The sequence below is a fragment of the Phormidesmis sp. 146-12 genome, assembly GCF_052939495.1.
In genome coordinates this window covers 1-16840 of record NZ_JBJPHS010000017.1, presented here as the reverse complement: position 1 = coordinate 16840, position 16840 = coordinate 1, and the positions used below count along the sequence as shown (strand labels likewise).

Sequence of the window (16840 nt, the reverse complement as noted above, 5' to 3'; positions counted from 1 at the left end):
GCTGTTTGCCCATGTCTTCCAACTCTGTTCTCCGCAAGTACACTCCGCCCACCTGCACGCTAGAAATCTCAGCCAAAAACTCCCCTCTCTCGCGCTGGGCAGGTCGATCGGTTCTCAAACATCTGCGGTTCAGACTCAGTTTTGACGACCCTCGAATCAGCGAAGACCAATGGATGACCGTGCGGGGCGATCGGTCTCAGCTAGAAAGCCTTTGCCAGACTGTCACAACCTACGTTCAGCAATTTCTCAACCAGTCCAATACGCTGCTACAAGACAGACACTTAGCAAAGCGTTTTGGCGCAACCCTGGATGGAACGGTCTCCCCGATCGCTGTCGTAGATTCTCCCAGTCTGACCCCCTCCGATCTCACCGCAGACCTTTCGATCCAGCCTAGAGGCATCCTCTCTCACGAGCTATTTCTGGGAACGTTGGCCACCGAAGAGACTGGGGCTTCGATCCGACTTAGTGCTGTCCAGTTAGCGGATCTAGCAACCGCGCTGGATGAATACGCCGCTGACGTGACGGCTCTGCCTAATCTAAATCGCCCCAACTGGCTCAAAAATCCGCCCCAGTGGACGAGCATTGCCGCGACCTTCCTGATTGCTGTGGGGTTGACAACTTCTGCACTACGACTGTTCGATCGCCCTACGTCCCAAACGGCTCAAGCGCCAACCACGAGTCAGGGAGCCAGTAGTTCTGACCAGCGTCTTGCCCTCCAACCTCTTCCCAGTGCTTCTCCTTCGCCTCTGCCCTTGCCTACTGCTCCGCCCCCGCTGGCGATCCCCGATTCTCCAGCTTCTGCTGGCTCCCAAAGCGCTACGGGTGATGCCAAGGTAACGGTTCCTCAGACCCCCAAAACGCCTCCAAAAATTAAAATTGTCGAGCCTCCCGAAGGCTCTGTTGCGGTGAGTCCAATTCTTCCTCAAGATGCTCCCGCGAATCCCTCTCCAGATCCAATTCCGCCTAGTCAGCCTAGAGCCAGAGTTAGTAGCGCTCCCGCTGATGCTCAATCTGCCCAACCGCAAGAACGAGCCGCCGCCTCAGCAGCCCCCAGCAAAGACAGCACTGCTTTTGACACCATTCCTCAAGTCGCTGAGGTCAGACAGTACTTCAAAGGGCGCTGGAACCCTCCCGCAGGACTTCCTGGAGATTTGCAGTACCGATTAGTTCTCAACCCCGACGGCTCACTACAACAAAATCTCCCCCTCAACGAAGCGGCTGGACTGTTTCTCGATCGCCCCGAAGTTGGGATGCCTCTCTATAACTCGCCTTTTGTTTCTCCCCCCAAAACTAGCCGTTCAGTTGTGATTCGGGTTGTACTAGGTCAAGATGGCAGCGTCCAAGCTTTTAATGAGTCCCAATAAAAAAGGGAGATGCTCACGATCAGCATTCCCTACGAGTTCGTTAGAAGTTCAGAAAATTGGCGTTAGTAGACCTCAAAAGAAAGGGCAAAGTCTCCAACTTTAGGGGAGGAGACCTCGATCGTATAGTCGCCATCCACTGCTAGTTTGCCGTGCCAATCGCGCGATCGACGCGAACTTCCACCTACCCGCTGACCATTAGGAGCCAGTGCATTCAAAGTGATGTGTTTTCCTTGCAAAACCTTCACGCCCATAATCTGGTTGCCCTTTGCTTTCAAGATATAGCGCCGAATTTGGTTGGGCTGAGTAGTGCCTGTAACCGTAGTTTCAGCTTTGCCTCGCGGAAATTTAATACGCTGCGTTTCTGAAGATTCAGTCCGTGATAGAGGCGTGATCGCGACATCCACCGAATAACTCCCCGATCCCGTAACTCGAATCATGTATTGATCATCCACTGGAAGTTGACCAATCCAATTGCGAGTTTGGTAAGCAGAGTTATCGACACGCTGCTCGTTGGATCGCAAGATATCCATTACGACCCCCGATCCTTCTAGCGTCACGGTCATAATCTGCCCCTGTGAGGCTTCGAGAATGTAGAGTTGGGCGTTTTTATCTTGCAAGTTTCCCTGCACCATTGCAGAAATCTCGTTGGGCGGAAACTCAATTCGTTGGGGTTGTCCGTTATTAGCTGGAAGATGAGGTGTCGATCGCGTTGCCTGCAAGTCGATCGCTTGTGTTGTGCCCAGAGGCGGGGTGATCTTGAACAAATATGCTCCAATTCCCAGGGAAACCACAAGACTGGCCGCGATCGCACTGCCAACTCCCACCTTGCGAGGGGAATGAAGTCGGTGGGCGGCATTTGACCTAGGCGGCGGCTGAGAGGGTGCGCCTTCTGGATGACTAGCCATAAACAATTTTGTTTTGATAGTGGTGTTCACCTGAGCGCTGATATCTCTAGCGGCGGGTGCGATGTCTTGATGAACCGGGTCAGGGAGGGCCGCGATCGGATTAAGCAAAGTACTTTGTAGCGATTCTTCCATGAGAGGCTGCAAATCTGCCCAGATTTCTCGTGCGGATTGATACCGCTCATTGGGCTGTAACGCCAGCATTTTTTGCAAAACGGTCGCTAACAAATCGCTGACTCTTGCATAGGGTTGCCACTGCCAGGAAAGGGTCTGACTGTCTAACAATGTTTGCGGTTCTCGACCTGTTAGGAGAACTAAGCTGGTCGCTCCCAGCGCGTAAAGATCGCTGTGGGGAGAGACATTTCCAGTTTGAAGCTGCTCTGGTGGCGCATATCCTACTTTGCCGACGCGGGTGATCGCTGAAATGATCGGCCAATGACTCGCGGCCTCTTTCACTGCGCCAAAATCGATCAAAACAGGCAGCGATGCAGGCAAATTGTCGATCGATGCCTGCCCAAGCAGCATCCCAGTGTCCGGGGTTCTTAAAATAATGTTTTCAGGTGAAATATCGCGGTGAATGATGTCGCGATCATGCAGATAGCTTAGAACAGGCAGCAAATGGTTGAGAAAGTGGAGAACCTCTGCTTCAGAAAAGGGCCTTCCCTGAAGCTTTCTCGTTTGCAGCAAACTGCGGTAGGTTTGTCCTTTTACAAAGTCTTGCACGAGAAAAAGCCGTTGCTCATCTTCAAAGGCCGCCCAAAAGCGAGGAATTTGGGGATGCTGAATTTGGTAGAGCGTACTGGCTTCTCGTTGAAAGAGAGACTTTGCTTTTTCGACCAGGGCATCGTCTTGATAGGGAACTGTAAACTCCTTGAGGACGCAGGATTCGTTAAATCGCTCCTGATCGATCGCCAGATACGTGCGCCCAAAGCCACCCTGACCCAAAATCTGCTTGACCAGGTAGCGCTGTCGGAGGAGAGTTCCCAAAGGAATCGATGATACCATCTCAGTTTGCATAGCTTCAGAGAACAATTAACACGGTGGAATTAGCATCCACAGTAACTATTGTTACTCAAGGCTTCTAGCAATCCTTATGGGGCATGACCCCCTACTAGCAGTCAGTCCAGCTTAATAGAACGATTAAGGTGAAGGTGTTTGAGACGTTAAGCCTAGAACGAAGAATAATAATGAATTGGCTTTAATGCAGAGGGCTTCTAATTGACGGTGTAAAATAATTTATCCTCAACTGATCTTTCATACGTAGGTTTGAGTGGGAGCCACGATCGCTCTGTCATCTCCCTCTCCTGACAGAAGAAGCATGTTAAAAATCAGTTTATAAATCTTTATATAAATACTCATTGGTTTCTTATCTTGACTGCAATCTGAAGTTAAGCGAAACTGACATTTATGCTGACACCACTCTCTTCTATTACTAAGTTCTGTAACTTTTCAATTAGGAGTAAGTGGATTTGTCAAAATTGGTTGGAATGAGTGGGTCTTCACTGACTCAGTTTCGACGATACCAGCCCAAAAGTCCCATCGTTATTGAGTCGAAAGCATGGAAACATTAGAGTTTGTGATATTTCCAGACGGGCGTGTGCAGGAGAAGGTTACGGGTATCGTTGGAGCGTCTTGCGCGGAGGTCACAGCAGCGATCGAAGCTCAACTTGGCCAAGTCATTACGCAGGAGCAGACTTCCGAATATTTTGCGACCGTTCAGCAGTCAGCAACCGTCACGACTCAAGCGACGTTTAGCGACTGGTAAAAAGTTCTGTCCGATTAAAACAAGTCAACTCGTTAATAACTAGCCATGTCACACTTTAGCCAAATTAAAACTCAGATCCGTAACCTTCCTGCTTTGAAGTCTGCTTTGACTGATTTAAAGATTGATTGGAAATCCGGCCCTTGTGACGTTCGAGGGTACAAAGGTCTAACTCACACTGCTGAAGTTGTGATCGAGCAAGATAACCAATACGACATTGGTTTTGCGTGGAACGGTCAGGAATACGAACTGGTTGCCGATTTGCAGTATTGGAAGCAGGACAGCCCCATTGACTACTTTCTCAGCAAAGTAACCCAGCGCTACGCCTATCACACGATCGTCCAGGAATCTTCTCAAAAAGGTTTCCAAGTTGCCGAGCAGCAACGTCATCAAGACGGCTCCATTCGTCTCGTGCTACAACGCTGGAGTGCCTGATGTCTACTTCCTCCCAACTGCCTAATCCAGATAATTCTGCTCGGTCAGGTCTAGAGCCAGAACTTGGCGGCTTACTGCGTGATTCTGAAGCCCGATCGGGTTTGGAGCCAGAGTTGGGAGGTGCCTTTCGGCAAAAGGGGGTCTATGTGGACGAGTTAACTTGTATTGGGTGCTTGCATTGTGCCCATGTTGCGCGAAACACGTTTTACATTGAGCCTGACTATGGTCGTTCCCGTGCAATTCGGCAAGATGGCGATCCAGAAGAACTTATCCAGGAAGCGATCGACACCTGTCCCGTAGACTGTATTCACTGGGTTGACTTTACGCAGCTCAAGAAGCTGGAGGAAGACCGTAAGTATCAAGTCATTCCGGTAGCTGGGTTTCCGGTGGATCTGGCTGTAATTGCTACAAACCGCCGCAGACAAAGAATGCAGTCTAAGCGGAAAACGAATTCTTCTCCAGATTGAGAAAGTTTAAGCTTCTAGATGACAGTAGAGTCTACTAAAGCTTTTGATTTAAAGAGCTACTCCTCGGTTGTTGCAATCTCGGAAGTTTGAGAGGCCTCGATCGCCGCTTCTTCCTCACTGGTATTTTGCGTCACAAACGGTAGATGTGCGCCTTTGAGTCCTCGTTTGATGCGATCAGGCGTTTCCTCAAACACAACAAACAGAGGATAAATCTTTTCTGCGCCTTCGTTAAGAATGTGCTGATAGCGAGGGGGCAGCACCCACTCATAATCCTTGCCTAGTAGCACTTGAGTGCGTCGCCACCGACCCAACAGGTCAGAAAAATCTTCTTCGGGCTGGTGGATAAAAACAAATATTTCTCGACCTGTCTTGATTTTCCACTCTGGGTCACACATCAGCAGTGAGATTTCACAGGGTAAGATCAGCGACTCGACCGACGTGATCGAGTGCCCGTTAGGAGAGGGCACTACATGACGAATCTTGACGATCGGTAACGGGATCGTAATGACGCTCTCCTCCGGGCGACGCATACTGGGCAAAAGCTCTAGATAGGGACGATGACGTTTAAGGAGCGCGATCGCCTCTGAAGACTGACTATAGGTTGCAAACAGTTCTTCGTATTGAGATTTTTGAACTGACATTTTTCTAAACCCATTTCAATAAAAAGAGGCCAGAAGATCTTAGAGCGCAAGATTGAACCAATCTCTCAACGTCTAACCTCTGACCTCACAAGACAAACTCGTCTCGACTAGCCGAGAGTCTCAAACACTTTAAACATTGGCAAGTACATCGCAAGCAAGATACTACCAACCATGCCGCCTAGAAAGAGAATCATGATCGGTTCCATAATGCTGGTTAATGCTTTGACGGCTTGCTCCACCTCATCCTCATAAAAGTCAGCGACCTTCATTAGCATCTTATCGAGTTCCCCAGTTTCTTCGCCGATGCTGATCATTTGAATCGCCATCAAGGGAAACACCTGTTCTTTCTGAAGCGCAATGCTGATCATGCCGCCCGTCTGAATTTCTTTGCGGGCTTCGTCGATCGCGTTTGAAACAATTTGATTTCCGGATGTGTCACGCACAATCTCTAAGCAGGTCAAAATGGGAACGCCCGATCGAGTCAATGCACCAAACGTCCGGCAGAATCGAGCCGTCGCTGTCTTTTGAATCAAATCGCCAAACAGCGGCATTTTTAGGAAGAATCGATCCATCGTCTCGCGTCCCACCCGCGTTTTGTAATACTGCCGATAAGCAAAAATGACCAAGGGAATCAAGATGATCAAAATCACTACATTTGGGCTGCGAAGAAACTCACTGATGTTGAGCATCAATTGAGTAAATGCAGGCAACTCAGTTCCAATTTCCTTAAAAATTCCTGCAAAAATAGGAATCAAAAAGATCGTCATCCCCAAGAAGATCGTCGTTGCCAGAAAGCCGACGACAACGGGGTAAGCCATTGCTGACTTGATTTGGTTTTGCAATCGAGCCACGTCTTCTAGCAGCTTGGCGAGACGGTTTAAGACCTCATCCAAAACGCCCCCAACCTCGCCTGCTTGCACCATGCTCGTGTACAGATTGTCAAAGCAGGCTGGGTGCTTCCGCATCGCATCAGAAAGGTTTGTACCTTGCTGCACATCCGAGCTAATCTCCACCAAAGCTTTTTTCAGCTTGGGGTTTGTACATTGTTCTGACAGCACCCCCAACCCGCGTACCATCGCTACCCCAGCGTTGACCAGGGCGGCAAACTGACGGGAGAAGACGGCTTTATCTTTGATCGAAACCGTCGCCATCGAAGATTGAATTTGTCTGAGATCAAGAACGTTGTTGGCGTTAAATCCTTCACTTTCCTTAAGTTCTTGAACAAAAAGACCCTGATCTCGCAGGGCAGAGCGGGCTTCTCCCAGGGTGTCAGCAACAATCTTTTCTCGCTTGGCGTTTCCTTTTGCGTCTCGGACGCGGGCAACATAGGTAGGCATAGTTCAGGGTCTAGATGAAGAATTAGGCTCAGAAAGTGAACTCTACAGATAGTAGCCTTGTTCTAAAAGAATGATCAGACTTCCTAATCATTCTGCTGGCAGGTGTCGAAATTGAAGAACTTCTGCTAAGAGCTTTAACAGCTTCTCTTGAGCAGATTGAATACGCAGAGTCTAGAGAGCAGAGTCTAGAGAAGTCTAGCGCTTGACGGCCCCCGCAGTTGCCCCGGCAGGCGTACCTCCAATCAGTCGCTGAAGCTCGTCAGGTCGAGAAGTTTTGGACATTGCGGCCTCAAACGTAATCAGCCCTGCTTTGTACTGGTCTGCCAGCACTCTCTCCAGGGTTTGCATGCCTAATTTGCCGCCTGTTTGGATTGCGGAGTAGATTTGAGCAGTCTTTCCTTCCCGAATCAGGTTAGAGATAGCAGGGGTGATGACCATGATTTCCTGGGCCATAATTCGTCCATACTCACCCGGCTTAGGATTTTTCTTAGACACCAGCGTTTGACTGAATACAGCGACTAAAGAGTTGGAAAGTTGAACCCGAACCTGAGTTTGGCGTTCAGCGGGGAAGACATCAATCATCCGATCGACCGTCTGAGAAGCTGAACTCGTGTGCAGGGTGCCGAAGACCAAGTGACCTGTTTCTGCGGCAGAGATGGCGAGGGAAATCGTTTCCAAATCCCGCATTTCACCCACCAGAATGATGTCTGGATCTTCCCGCAGAGCCGCTTTCAAAGCATTGGCAAAACTCTTAGTGTCTTCTCCCAATTGGCGTTGATGAACGAGGCTTTTGAGCGGTTCATAGACAAATTCGATCGGGTCTTCGATCGTCAAAATGTGTTCGGCGCGGGTGCGGTTGATCAGATCGATCATGGCTGCCAGCGTTGTAGTTTTTCCAGAACCCGTCGGCCCGGTCACCAAAATCAAGCCTCTGGGCTTTTCAGACATTTCTCGCACTACGTCTGGCAGTCCAAGCTTCTCAAAGTTGGGAATTTTAGAACTCAAGGCTCGCAAACAGGCGGCATAAGTGCCTCGATCTTTGTAAACGTTGACTCGAAAGCGAGCTAACCCACGCACCCCATAGGAGCAGTCCAGTTCCCAATTTTGCTCCAGGTTTTTGCGCTGGGTGTTGTTTAGCATACTGAAGATGAGGCGCTGACATTCTTCAGCACTGAGAACTTGATCCCCGATCGGCTGTAAGTGTCCACTAATCCGAAAGTAGGGGGGCAAACCAGCAGTCAGGTGCAAATCAGAGCCGCCCATTTCGATGAGTTGCTCCATCAGGTCTTCAATCATCAATTCCATGCGGTTTGCTCCTTGATTACTTAAGAATTGGGGGTTGTTTGGAGTGGTCAGTTTGTCAAGTTTTAAGCAACGTCGTTGAACTTAAGTTTACCCGGCGATAGACGAACTGCTGTCACATGCGGGTAGATTGCTGGATGGCTAATCTTGGAACCGGGGCGTGGTGCAATAGGGGCAGTCTAACCATTCTTGCTGTAATTCGGCTCCACATCCCCGACAGGTGAGCGAGGTTTTGCGTTTTGCGCGTAGCTCGGCTTCTAGCCCAGTGTCAGTAAAGGTAACGCGCTCAATTTCGTCTAACGTTGTGTACCCTTCGCGCACCAGATTCAAACTATAGGAAAGGAGAGTTTGCATTCCTTCTTCGACAGCTACTTCTTTAAGTCGTTCAGTGGGTGCGCCCTCGTTGATCATGGTTTGCAGCCGTTCCGAAATTTTCATGACTTCATAGACACCCAATCGTCCTTTGTAGCCACCGCCGCTACACTTTTGACAAAGGGTGCCCTGCGATCGCGCTTCTTGAATTTCGTGAGGTTGTAACGTATTTGCCCGAAAAAGTGTCAGTTGAGTCTCGCTAGAACTGCTCAAGCCAAAGCGTGAAAGTTCGGCCGAACTGGGGGTGTAAGGCAGACGACATTCATCACAGACTCGCCGTACTAGCCGTTGAGCAACCACACCCAGCAGCGCACCCGACACCATAAAAGGTTCTACGCCCATTTCATCAAGACGAGCGATCGCTCCCGCCGCATCGTTGGTGTGCAGGGTTGTAAGAACTAAGTGACCTGTCAGAGCGGCCTCGATCGCCGTTTTAGCGGTTTCTCGGTCACGAGTTTCACCCACTAGAATTACGTCTGGGTCTTGACGCAGAAAGGCTCTTAGAATCACGGCAAAGTCCATGCCTTTTTCCCGAAGAACCTGTACCTGAGTTAAGCCGGGGAGAGAGTATTCAATGGGGTCTTCAACGGTGCTGATGTTGACACCGGGAGCGTTGCGCTCGGCGAGGGCAGAGTAGAGCGTGGTGGTTTTCCCTGACCCTGTCGGCCCGGTGACGAGGAGCAGACCAAACGGACGGCTAACCATTTCCTGCACGGTTTCGAGAGAAGTGCGATCGGTGATCAGCTTGTCGAGTCCCAACTGAGTAGCTGAGTTGTCGAGAATCCGCAGTACAACTTTTTCACCGTAGCGGCTGGGCAGCGTGCTCACCCGAAAGTCAATTTTACGACCGTCATAAATGCGTCGAATCCGACCATCCTGGGGAACGCGCCGTTCAGCAATGTCTAGCAGCGCAATGATTTTAAAGCGGGCGGTGACGGCGGGAATGATCTTTTTGGGCAGCGGATCAAAGGCCAACTGCAACACACCATCTTTGCGAAAGCGAATTCGCAGCGTTTCTTCTTGCGGCTCAATGTGAATGTCAGAAACTCCTAACTGAAGCCCTTTGATCAAAATTTTGTTGACAAGGGCGATGATCGGGGCTGCCTCGGCATCAGCGGCATCCAGATCCATATCAGCAGCGTCCTGCTCGTCGCTTTCTGCAAGCGATTCTAAGCCTTCGAGGTCAGATTTTACGTCTACTTTCGCTTGGTCTTCTAGCTGTCTCTGAAGCTCAACTTGCTCGTCGAGGTATTTGGAGATCAGCCGATTGTAGTCTTCCAGGGTGATGACCAGCCGCTGAAGACTGAAACCTTTGTTGCGTAAAATGCGATTGAGATCGTCCTGGGCATCTAGATTATCAGGATCAACCATTGCCACCAAAACGAAGGGCGGCTGTTTGTCACTTTGCGACAGAGGAACGAGGCGATAGCGACGGCAAAGCTCGATCGGGATCAGCGTATCGATCAGTTGACTAACCTGATTGGTGGCGACCTGCGTGATTTCGGGGTCGAGCGACTCTACTCCATAGAGAATCTTTAACTCAAATAGCTGCTGCTTCTTGTACTGCCGCAACAGATCTGGAGGAAGCGCCTGCCCAGTAATATCGACTAAAACCTGGGTGAGCGGTCTGCCAGACTTTCGACATTCGGTGAGTGCCTGCTTAAGTTGCTCATTGTTAGCATAGCCAGCCTGAACCAGCTTATTTTCAAATGGGGAAAGGTTACTTTGGACAACAAGCGCACGCCGTTGAGATGAGGAGTTAGTCATAGCTGATGAACGAAGATCTCCTTATAGAGTATTCCCACAAAACTTTAAAAAGACGCGCTAACTGCCGTACAAGGTTTACAGAAACTTCATCGACCGCCGTAAAAATGCTGCTTAATCTGAAGGAGAACTCGCAGTCTAGCCAAGCGATGATCGAGTTAAGTACAGATAATACCCTGTGTCAATCACTCTCGTCGGAGTTTTTCAAGACGCAACTCTCTTTTTTCTGTTCTTTGAAGTATTCGCTTAAGTAATGCAAATAAGTAATGCAAAACTCCAGCCCATTCACGCCGTAGCGCTTACGAAAACCAGACGAGCAAAAACGGCCCCTGCCGATTGCCTTTAAAGTTTGGTCTTAAGAATAAAATTCTGTGATGGAGGAACACAAATCCAAAGGGATTATGGAGTTTGTAGAGGCAGTCTTTGAGGAATTGGGAAGCCTGCACTGTAGAGTGAGTCAGTTTGTGGTAATTCACGTAGGATGAAAATGTGAGCCATAGGCCAACGACTTTTACAGGGGAATAGCGCACGATGATCGAAGAAGAAAAGCAGCTAGAAGACACTCAAACTGTTGGACAGTCTTCAGATAATTTAGACAATGGCGAAGCCCCCCAAGGCGCTCAAACCGAGTCTGAACTGGACACTGAGCCATTGACCACGGAAGCAGTCCTCGAAACGGATGATACTGATTATCAAGCCGCCTTTATGGATCTGCGATCGACTTTTGCCGCCAAAGAGCGCGAAGCCGAAGCCCTCAAAGCGCAGCTAGAAGACCGCAGCAGCCAATACATGCGAATTGCGGCCGATTTTGAGAATTTCCGTAGACGCACTCAAAAAGAGAAAGAAGACCTCGAACTCAAAGTCAAGATCGACACGATCAACGAACTGCTGCCCGTCGTCGATAATTTTGAACGGGCCCGATCGCACATCAAACCCCAAAACGACGGGGAAATGAACATTCACAAGAGCTACCAGAGTGTCTACAAACAGTTGGTCGATTGTCTCAAACGGGTTGGCGTAGCCCCTATGCGATCGGAGGGCAAAGAGTTTGACCCCAACCTACATGAAGCAGTCATGAGGCAGCCCACCAGCGAGCACCCAGAAGGCACTGTCATCGAAGAATTAGTGCGCGGCTACATGATGGGCGATCGGGTGCTGCGTCATGCAATGGTAAAAGTGGCAGCCCCTCCCGAAGATGGTGGAAGTGTAGAAACAGCGGCTGAATAAGTGAATTTGGTTAAATTTCTTGACTCAGGGCGCGATCGTTAAGTTGCTCTGACTGAAAGCCCATGTTACTCTCGAAACCAACTGCTCAAAGGATGGCAGTTCGCAGGGTTTGGACTGACTGATATTGGCTGACTGACAAATCGTTTGCCAAATGAACCGAACTGCCCTCACCATAGCCCTCTGTCACTGGAGGAGGGGACAAAACTTGGCTGACTCCCATTGACCCTAGAGACCAGAGTTAGCGTGAGGGCTGATAGCTTTGTCAGTCAATCAGGACTCAAATGTTAAGAAAAGCCTGAGTTGGGGAATAATTCGGAGTAAGTTAGCCAACTTTGTAAATTGTTTGCAATTTTACGGAGAGATTGCTGACTTGATTGCATAAATCTACATAGACTCAGTTCTACGTTGCACTTCATACACCTTCATCACCGCGAGCTATGGGAAAAGTCATCGGTATCGACTTGGGCACGACCAACAGTTGCGTAGCTGTTTTGGAAGGTGGTCAACCCGTCGTCATTCTCAATTCTGAAGGCGGACGGACGACCCCCAGCATCGTTGGCTTTGGTAAGGCGGGCGATCGCCTCGTCGGTCAGTTAGCCAAGCGTCAAGCCGTCACGAATGCCGAAAACACGATCTTCAGCATCAAGCGTTTCATCGGGCGGCGCTGGGATGACACTCAGATCGAGCGGACGCGTGTTCCCTACGTCTGTGTCAAAGGCAAAGACGATACTGTTGATGTGCAAATTCGCGGTCGCAACTATACGCCGCAGGAAATTTCGTCAATGATCTTGCAAAAGCTCAAGCAGGATGCTGAGAATCATCTGGGCGAAGAAGTTACGCAAGCGGTGATTACGGTTCCAGCCTACTTTAGCGACGCGCAACGGCAAGCCACCAAGGATGCGGGGACGATCGCGGGTCTAGAAGTCCTTCGGATTATTAATGAGCCAACAGCAGCAGCCTTAGCCTATGGGTTAGACAAGCAAGACCAGGATCAGTGTGTCCTCGTTTTTGACTTGGGCGGCGGCACCTTCGACGTTTCGATTCTCCAGTTGGGTGATGGCGTGTTTGAAGTCAAAGCCACGTCTGGAAACAATCATTTGGGCGGCGACGACTTTGATGACTGCATCGTGCAGTGGATGATGGAGGAATTTAAAAAGCAAGAAACGATTGATCTCTCTGAAGACAAAATGGCCCTGCAACGTCTCCGAGAAGCCGCAGAAAAAGCCAAAATTGAGCTTTCTGGAACCCTGAGCACCTCCATTAACCTGCCCTTCATCACCGCCGATGCCACTGGCCCCAAACATTTAGAAATGGAGCTAACGCGCTCTAAGTTTGAAGAACTGGCCGCCAGTCTGGTAGAGAGCACGATCGAGCCAATGAAATTTGCGCTCAAAGACGCTGAACTGACAACCGATGACATCGATCGCATCATTCTCGTGGGCGGTTCGACTCGTGTCCCGGCGGTGCAAGAGGCTCTTCGCAAATTCTTTAATGGTAAAGCGCCCGATCGCTCGATCAATCCTGATGAAGCCGTCGCTCTGGGTGCGGCTATTCAAGCAGGGGTGCTGGGCGGAGAAGTCAAAGACCTGCTGCTATTAGATGTGGCTCCGCTCTCATTGGGGATCGAGACCCTGGGTGAAGTTTCTACCAAAGTCATTGAGCGCAACACAACGATTCCCACCAGCAAAACTCAAGTTTTCTCGACGGCAACGGATGGGCAAACCTCGGTCGAAATTCACGTCCTGCAAGGTGAGCGGGCGATGGCGAAAGACAACAAGAGTCTGGGAAAATTTCAGCTAACGGGCATTCCTCCCGCCCCTAGAGGGGTTCCTCAAATCGAAGTGGCGTTTGATATCGATGCCAACGGCATTCTTAAAGTGTCAGCGCGAGATAAAGGAACCGGACGCGAACAAAGCATCGAAATTTCCAATACAGGCGGCTTGAGCGGTAGCGAAATTGAGCGGATGAAGCAAGAAGCCGAACTCTTTGCTGATGAAGACAGCGTTCGTAAGCGGCGTGTGGAACTGCGAAACCGAGCAGACAATCTATTTTCAACCTACGAAACGACGATGCGCGAAAATCTCGATCGCATCAGCGAAACGCTCAAAGTTCAGGCAAACGAGAAAGTCGCCGAACTCAAAACCGCCATTTCTGATCCCAAAATCAGCGTCAGTGATCTAGAACAACGGATTGACGCACTACAGCAGGTTCTCTTTGCGATCGGAGCCGATGTCTACCGGGATACCAGTCATGATAATGACGATGACGACAATAATGATGTGAATGGCGGCACTTCCAGAAACCCCTCTAGCCCAGATCCTGACTTTGACTTTGACAACGATGCCACAGTAACAGCAAATTTTGATGATGCCACGATGACGGCAGATTATGAGGCCGTTGACTAAATAACCCTGTAGGGTAATGGATGTGGAAGATTTTGGCGAGTGGCTGCCTTCCACAACCCCATCCGTATTTCCATCGATTCTTGAGATAAATGCTAGATTTAGGTCTGAAGCATCCGTGATTACCTCACAAAAACGTTTGATCCCCTAGCCCCTCTACCCTGACGCAGCGTTCTATGGCTCGTGATTATTATGAAATTCTTGGTGTCTCTCGTGAAGCGGACAAGGAAGATATTAAGCAAGCCTACCGCCGTTTAGCTCGCAAGTACCATCCCGATGTCAACAAAGAAGCGGGAGCCGAGGAACGGTTTAAAGAGATCAATCACGCTTACGAGGTACTGTCTGAGCCAGAAATGCGGGCCCGGTACGATCGCTTTGGTGAAGCGGGGGTCAGTTCGGCTGCGGGTGCGGCTGGCTACCAGGACTTTGGTGACATGGGAGGTTTTGCCGATATCTTTGAGAGCTTCTTCAGCGGTTTTGCGGGGGGCGCTCCGGGAGGTGCTCAAGCGGGCACTCGCAGAAGAGGCGGGCCGGTTCGAGGTGACGATCTTCGACTCGACCTCAAATTAGATTTCCGCGAAGCTGTTTTCGGCGGAGAAAAAGAAATTCGCATCAGCCACTTGGAGAGCTGCACAAACTGTAGTGGTTCTGGTGCAAAACCCGGCACTCGCGCTCGAACTTGCCCGACTTGTTCTGGCGCAGGTCAAGTGCGTCGAGCTACTCGTACCCCGTTTGGGAGCTTTACTCAAGTTTCGGTTTGTCCGACCTGTAATGGGACGGGTCAGGTGATCGAGGAGAAGTGTGAGGTTTGTGGGGGCGATGGTCAACGGCAAGAAACGAAGAAGCTGAAGATCACAATTCCCGCAGGTGTGGACAATGGCACTCGGCTGCGGGTTTCGGGTGAAGGAGACGCAGGGCAGAAGAACGGGCCGCCCGGCGATCTGTATGTTTACCTGTTCATCAATGAAGATGCTGAGTTTCAGCGCGAAGGCATCAATATTCTCTCTGAGATCAAGATTAGCTATTTGCAGGCAATCTTAGGCTGTCGCATTGAGGTGAACACGGTGGACGGCAGCGAAGAATTGATTATTCCAGCCGGGACACAGCCAAACACGGTTCTGACGTTAGAGAATCGAGGGGTGCCCAAGCTGGGGAATCCGGTCAGTCGAGGCGACCATTTGATCACAATTTTGATTGAAATTCCGACTCGCGTCAGTACTGAGGAGCGGGAACATCTGGAAAAACTGGCTAAACTGCGAGGCGATCGCATCGGTAAGAGCGGCATTGAAGGATTCTTCGGCAAGGTTTTTGGCGGATGAGTCAACTCAATCCTGATATGCAGATGGATCTGCGCGGCACACCCTGCCCGATTAATTTCGTTCGCACTAAGCTGCGGTTAGAACAGATGCAGCCTGGTTCGCTATTAGAAGTCTGGCTTGACCCCGGAGAGCCGATCGAACAGGTTCCCGACAGTTTGACGATGGAAGGCTACCGCATTGAGGCGATCGAAGACCGATCAGGATTTTTTGCGGTTAAGGTGCGTCGGTGATTCGCCCTCTCAACGTTATGAGTTCTGAGTCGGAAAAAGTTCTAGATGCGCCGTCAGATTCCCTTACGGGGACAGTGGTGGCTGTTCAAGCAAACTACTACTCCGTGCGGTTGGATTCTGAGACTGAAGAACCGCCTGTTTTGCTCTGTACGCGGCGATCGCTGCTCAAAAAAATCGGTCAGCGCGTCATGGTGGGCGATCGTGTTTTGGTAGAGGAACCTGACTGGACACAAAAGCGCGGCGTAGTTTCCCAGGTTTTGCCTCGTCGATCGCAACTAGACAGACCGCCGATCGCCAATGCAGACCAAATTCTGCTGGTGTTTGCGATGGCGGAACCGATGATCGAGCCTTATCAACTGAGCCGTTTTTTGGTCAAAGCTGAATCGATCGGGATAGAAGTTTGTCTGTGCTTGAGTAAAAGCGATTTAGCGAGTGTTGAAGAAAAAGACCACTGGTGGAAACGCTTGTCTGAATGGGGATATGAGCCACTGTTTATTAGTGTGAAACAGGCGATCGGGCTAACCGAAATTCAGCACCGTCTCAATCAGAAAATTACCATTGTGTCGGGCCCTTCTGGTGTGGGTAAATCGAGTTTGATCAATCAACTCATTCCTACGCTAGATATCCGAGTGGGAGCGGTATCGGGCAAGCTGGCAAAAGGTCGGCACACGACGCGCCATGTGGAATTGTTTGAGCTACCGCTGGGCGGATTGTTGGCGGATACTCCAGGATTTAATCAGCCTGATGTCGATTATGCTCCTGAAGAACTGGCGAATTATTTCCCTGAGATTCGAGAGCGGCTGGCGATCGCACGTTGTCAGTTTAATGATTGCTCTCATCGAGATGAGCCGGGGTGTGTCGTGCGCGGGGATTGGGAGCGATATGAACATTATTTGAACTTTTTGGGGGAAGCGATCGACTATCAAACCCAACTCAATCAGCAGGCTGACCCCGATGCAGTAATGAAGCTGAAATCAAAAGGTAAGGGCGAGGCAAAGTACGAACCGAGGCTAGACACCAAGAAGTATCGCCAAGAATCTCGCCGGACTCGTCAACAGTCGCTTCAGTCGCTGAAGAATGACATCGATCGCTTGATGAAGACTGACGCAGACGAAGAATAACTTTGCCTTCCACAGGTCTTGCTGATCTACAGTGTTTGGCAGTGTTTCTACAGAACGCCAACTAAGTAGACGCAATATTTCAACGTTGAAGAAGCAAGGATGATTTTGTGAAGTTTGAGTCGAAGTTTGAGTCAGCCCCAGTTTTAACGTGAATTCGATAGAGTTTTTTCGCTTCGGTATTTAACGCTTCTGCCC

General features: G+C 50.0%; 14 protein-coding genes. 9 read left to right on the top strand and 5 right to left on the bottom strand.

The annotated features are described in order from the left end of the window. Positions 1-11 precede the first annotated feature (11 nt). Positions 12-1364, top strand: coding sequence for a DUF4335 domain-containing protein (locus ACKFKF_RS10010; RefSeq protein ID WP_446867593.1), 1353 nt, complete (start codon positions 12-14; stop codon positions 1362-1364). 62 nt (positions 1365-1426) lie between these two features. Here ACKFKF_RS10010 and ACKFKF_RS10005 read toward each other — a convergent pair whose 3' ends face one another. Beyond that, entirely contained in the window at positions 1427-3271 is a 1845-nt protein-coding gene (locus ACKFKF_RS10005; RefSeq protein WP_446867592.1) for a protein kinase domain-containing protein, read from the bottom strand. A 553-nt stretch (positions 3272-3824) separates the two neighbouring features. Here ACKFKF_RS10005 and ACKFKF_RS10000 point away from each other — a divergent pair. Genes ACKFKF_RS10000 through ACKFKF_RS09990 form a run of 3 tightly spaced genes read left to right on the top strand, consistent with a single transcriptional unit; the run spans position 3825 to position 4930 of the window. Beyond that, positions 3825-4031: a DUF2997 domain-containing protein gene (locus ACKFKF_RS10000; RefSeq protein ID WP_446857559.1), complete on the top strand. Its 207-nt coding sequence runs from the start codon at positions 3825-3827 to the stop codon at positions 4029-4031. A 45-nt stretch (positions 4032-4076) separates the two neighbouring features. After that, complete coding sequence (locus ACKFKF_RS09995; protein WP_446867591.1) at positions 4077-4463, top strand: DUF1257 domain-containing protein; 387 nt, start codon at positions 4077-4079, stop codon at positions 4461-4463. Then, positions 4463-4930, top strand: coding sequence for a ferredoxin (locus ACKFKF_RS09990; protein ID WP_446857557.1), 468 nt, complete (start codon positions 4463-4465; stop codon positions 4928-4930). Before ACKFKF_RS09995 ends, ACKFKF_RS09990 begins: the two co-directional genes overlap by 1 nt. Positions 4931-4986: 56 nt before the next feature. On the opposite strand, the gene ACKFKF_RS09985 is transcribed toward ACKFKF_RS09990, so the two are convergent. The 4 genes from ACKFKF_RS09985 to ACKFKF_RS09970 all read right to left on the bottom strand — a co-directional run bounded on the left by ACKFKF_RS09985 (position 4987) and on the right by ACKFKF_RS09970 (position 10349). Beyond that, complete coding sequence (locus tag ACKFKF_RS09985) at positions 4987-5571, bottom strand: hypothetical protein (protein ID WP_446857556.1); 585 nt, start codon at positions 5569-5571, stop codon at positions 4987-4989. Positions 5572-5678: 107 nt separating this feature from the next. Further along, the gene (locus ACKFKF_RS09980) at positions 5679-6908 is read right to left on the bottom strand and encodes a type II secretion system F family protein (RefSeq protein ID WP_446857555.1); all 1230 of its coding nucleotides are present in this window, start codon (positions 6906-6908) and stop codon (positions 5679-5681) included. Positions 6909-7103: 195 nt separating this feature from the next. Beyond that, entirely contained in the window at positions 7104-8213 is a 1110-nt protein-coding gene (locus ACKFKF_RS09975; RefSeq protein ID WP_446857554.1) for a type IV pilus twitching motility protein PilT, read from the bottom strand. 138 nt (positions 8214-8351) lie between these two features. Then, positions 8352-10349: a GspE/PulE family protein gene (locus ACKFKF_RS09970; protein WP_446857553.1), complete on the bottom strand. Its 1998-nt coding sequence runs from the start codon at positions 10347-10349 to the stop codon at positions 8352-8354. A 528-nt stretch (positions 10350-10877) separates the two neighbouring features. Between ACKFKF_RS09970 and grpE the strand changes: the two genes are divergently transcribed. The 5 genes from grpE to rsgA all read left to right on the top strand — a co-directional run bounded on the left by grpE (position 10878) and on the right by rsgA (position 16645). Further along, positions 10878-11573, top strand: a complete 696-nt coding sequence (grpE, locus tag ACKFKF_RS09965) for a nucleotide exchange factor GrpE (protein WP_446867590.1) — start codon at positions 10878-10880, stop codon at positions 11571-11573. Between the two features lie 437 nt (positions 11574-12010). Next, complete coding sequence (gene dnaK, locus ACKFKF_RS09960) at positions 12011-13978, top strand: molecular chaperone DnaK (protein WP_446857551.1); 1968 nt, start codon at positions 12011-12013, stop codon at positions 13976-13978. A 173-nt stretch (positions 13979-14151) separates the two neighbouring features. After that, positions 14152-15294, top strand: coding sequence for a molecular chaperone DnaJ (gene dnaJ / locus ACKFKF_RS09955; RefSeq protein WP_446867589.1), 1143 nt, complete (start codon positions 14152-14154; stop codon positions 15292-15294). Next, positions 15291-15524 carry a sulfurtransferase TusA family protein gene (locus ACKFKF_RS09950; RefSeq protein WP_446867588.1) on the top strand — a complete coding sequence of 78 codons (234 nt, stop codon included), beginning with the start codon at positions 15291-15293 and terminating at the stop codon, positions 15522-15524. Before dnaJ ends, ACKFKF_RS09950 begins: the two co-directional genes overlap by 4 nt. A 17-nt stretch (positions 15525-15541) precedes the next feature. Further along, positions 15542-16645 carry a small ribosomal subunit biogenesis GTPase RsgA gene (rsgA, locus tag ACKFKF_RS09945; protein ID WP_446867587.1) on the top strand — a complete coding sequence of 368 codons (1104 nt, stop codon included), beginning with the start codon at positions 15542-15544 and terminating at the stop codon, positions 16643-16645. Positions 16646-16840 lie beyond the last annotated feature (195 nt).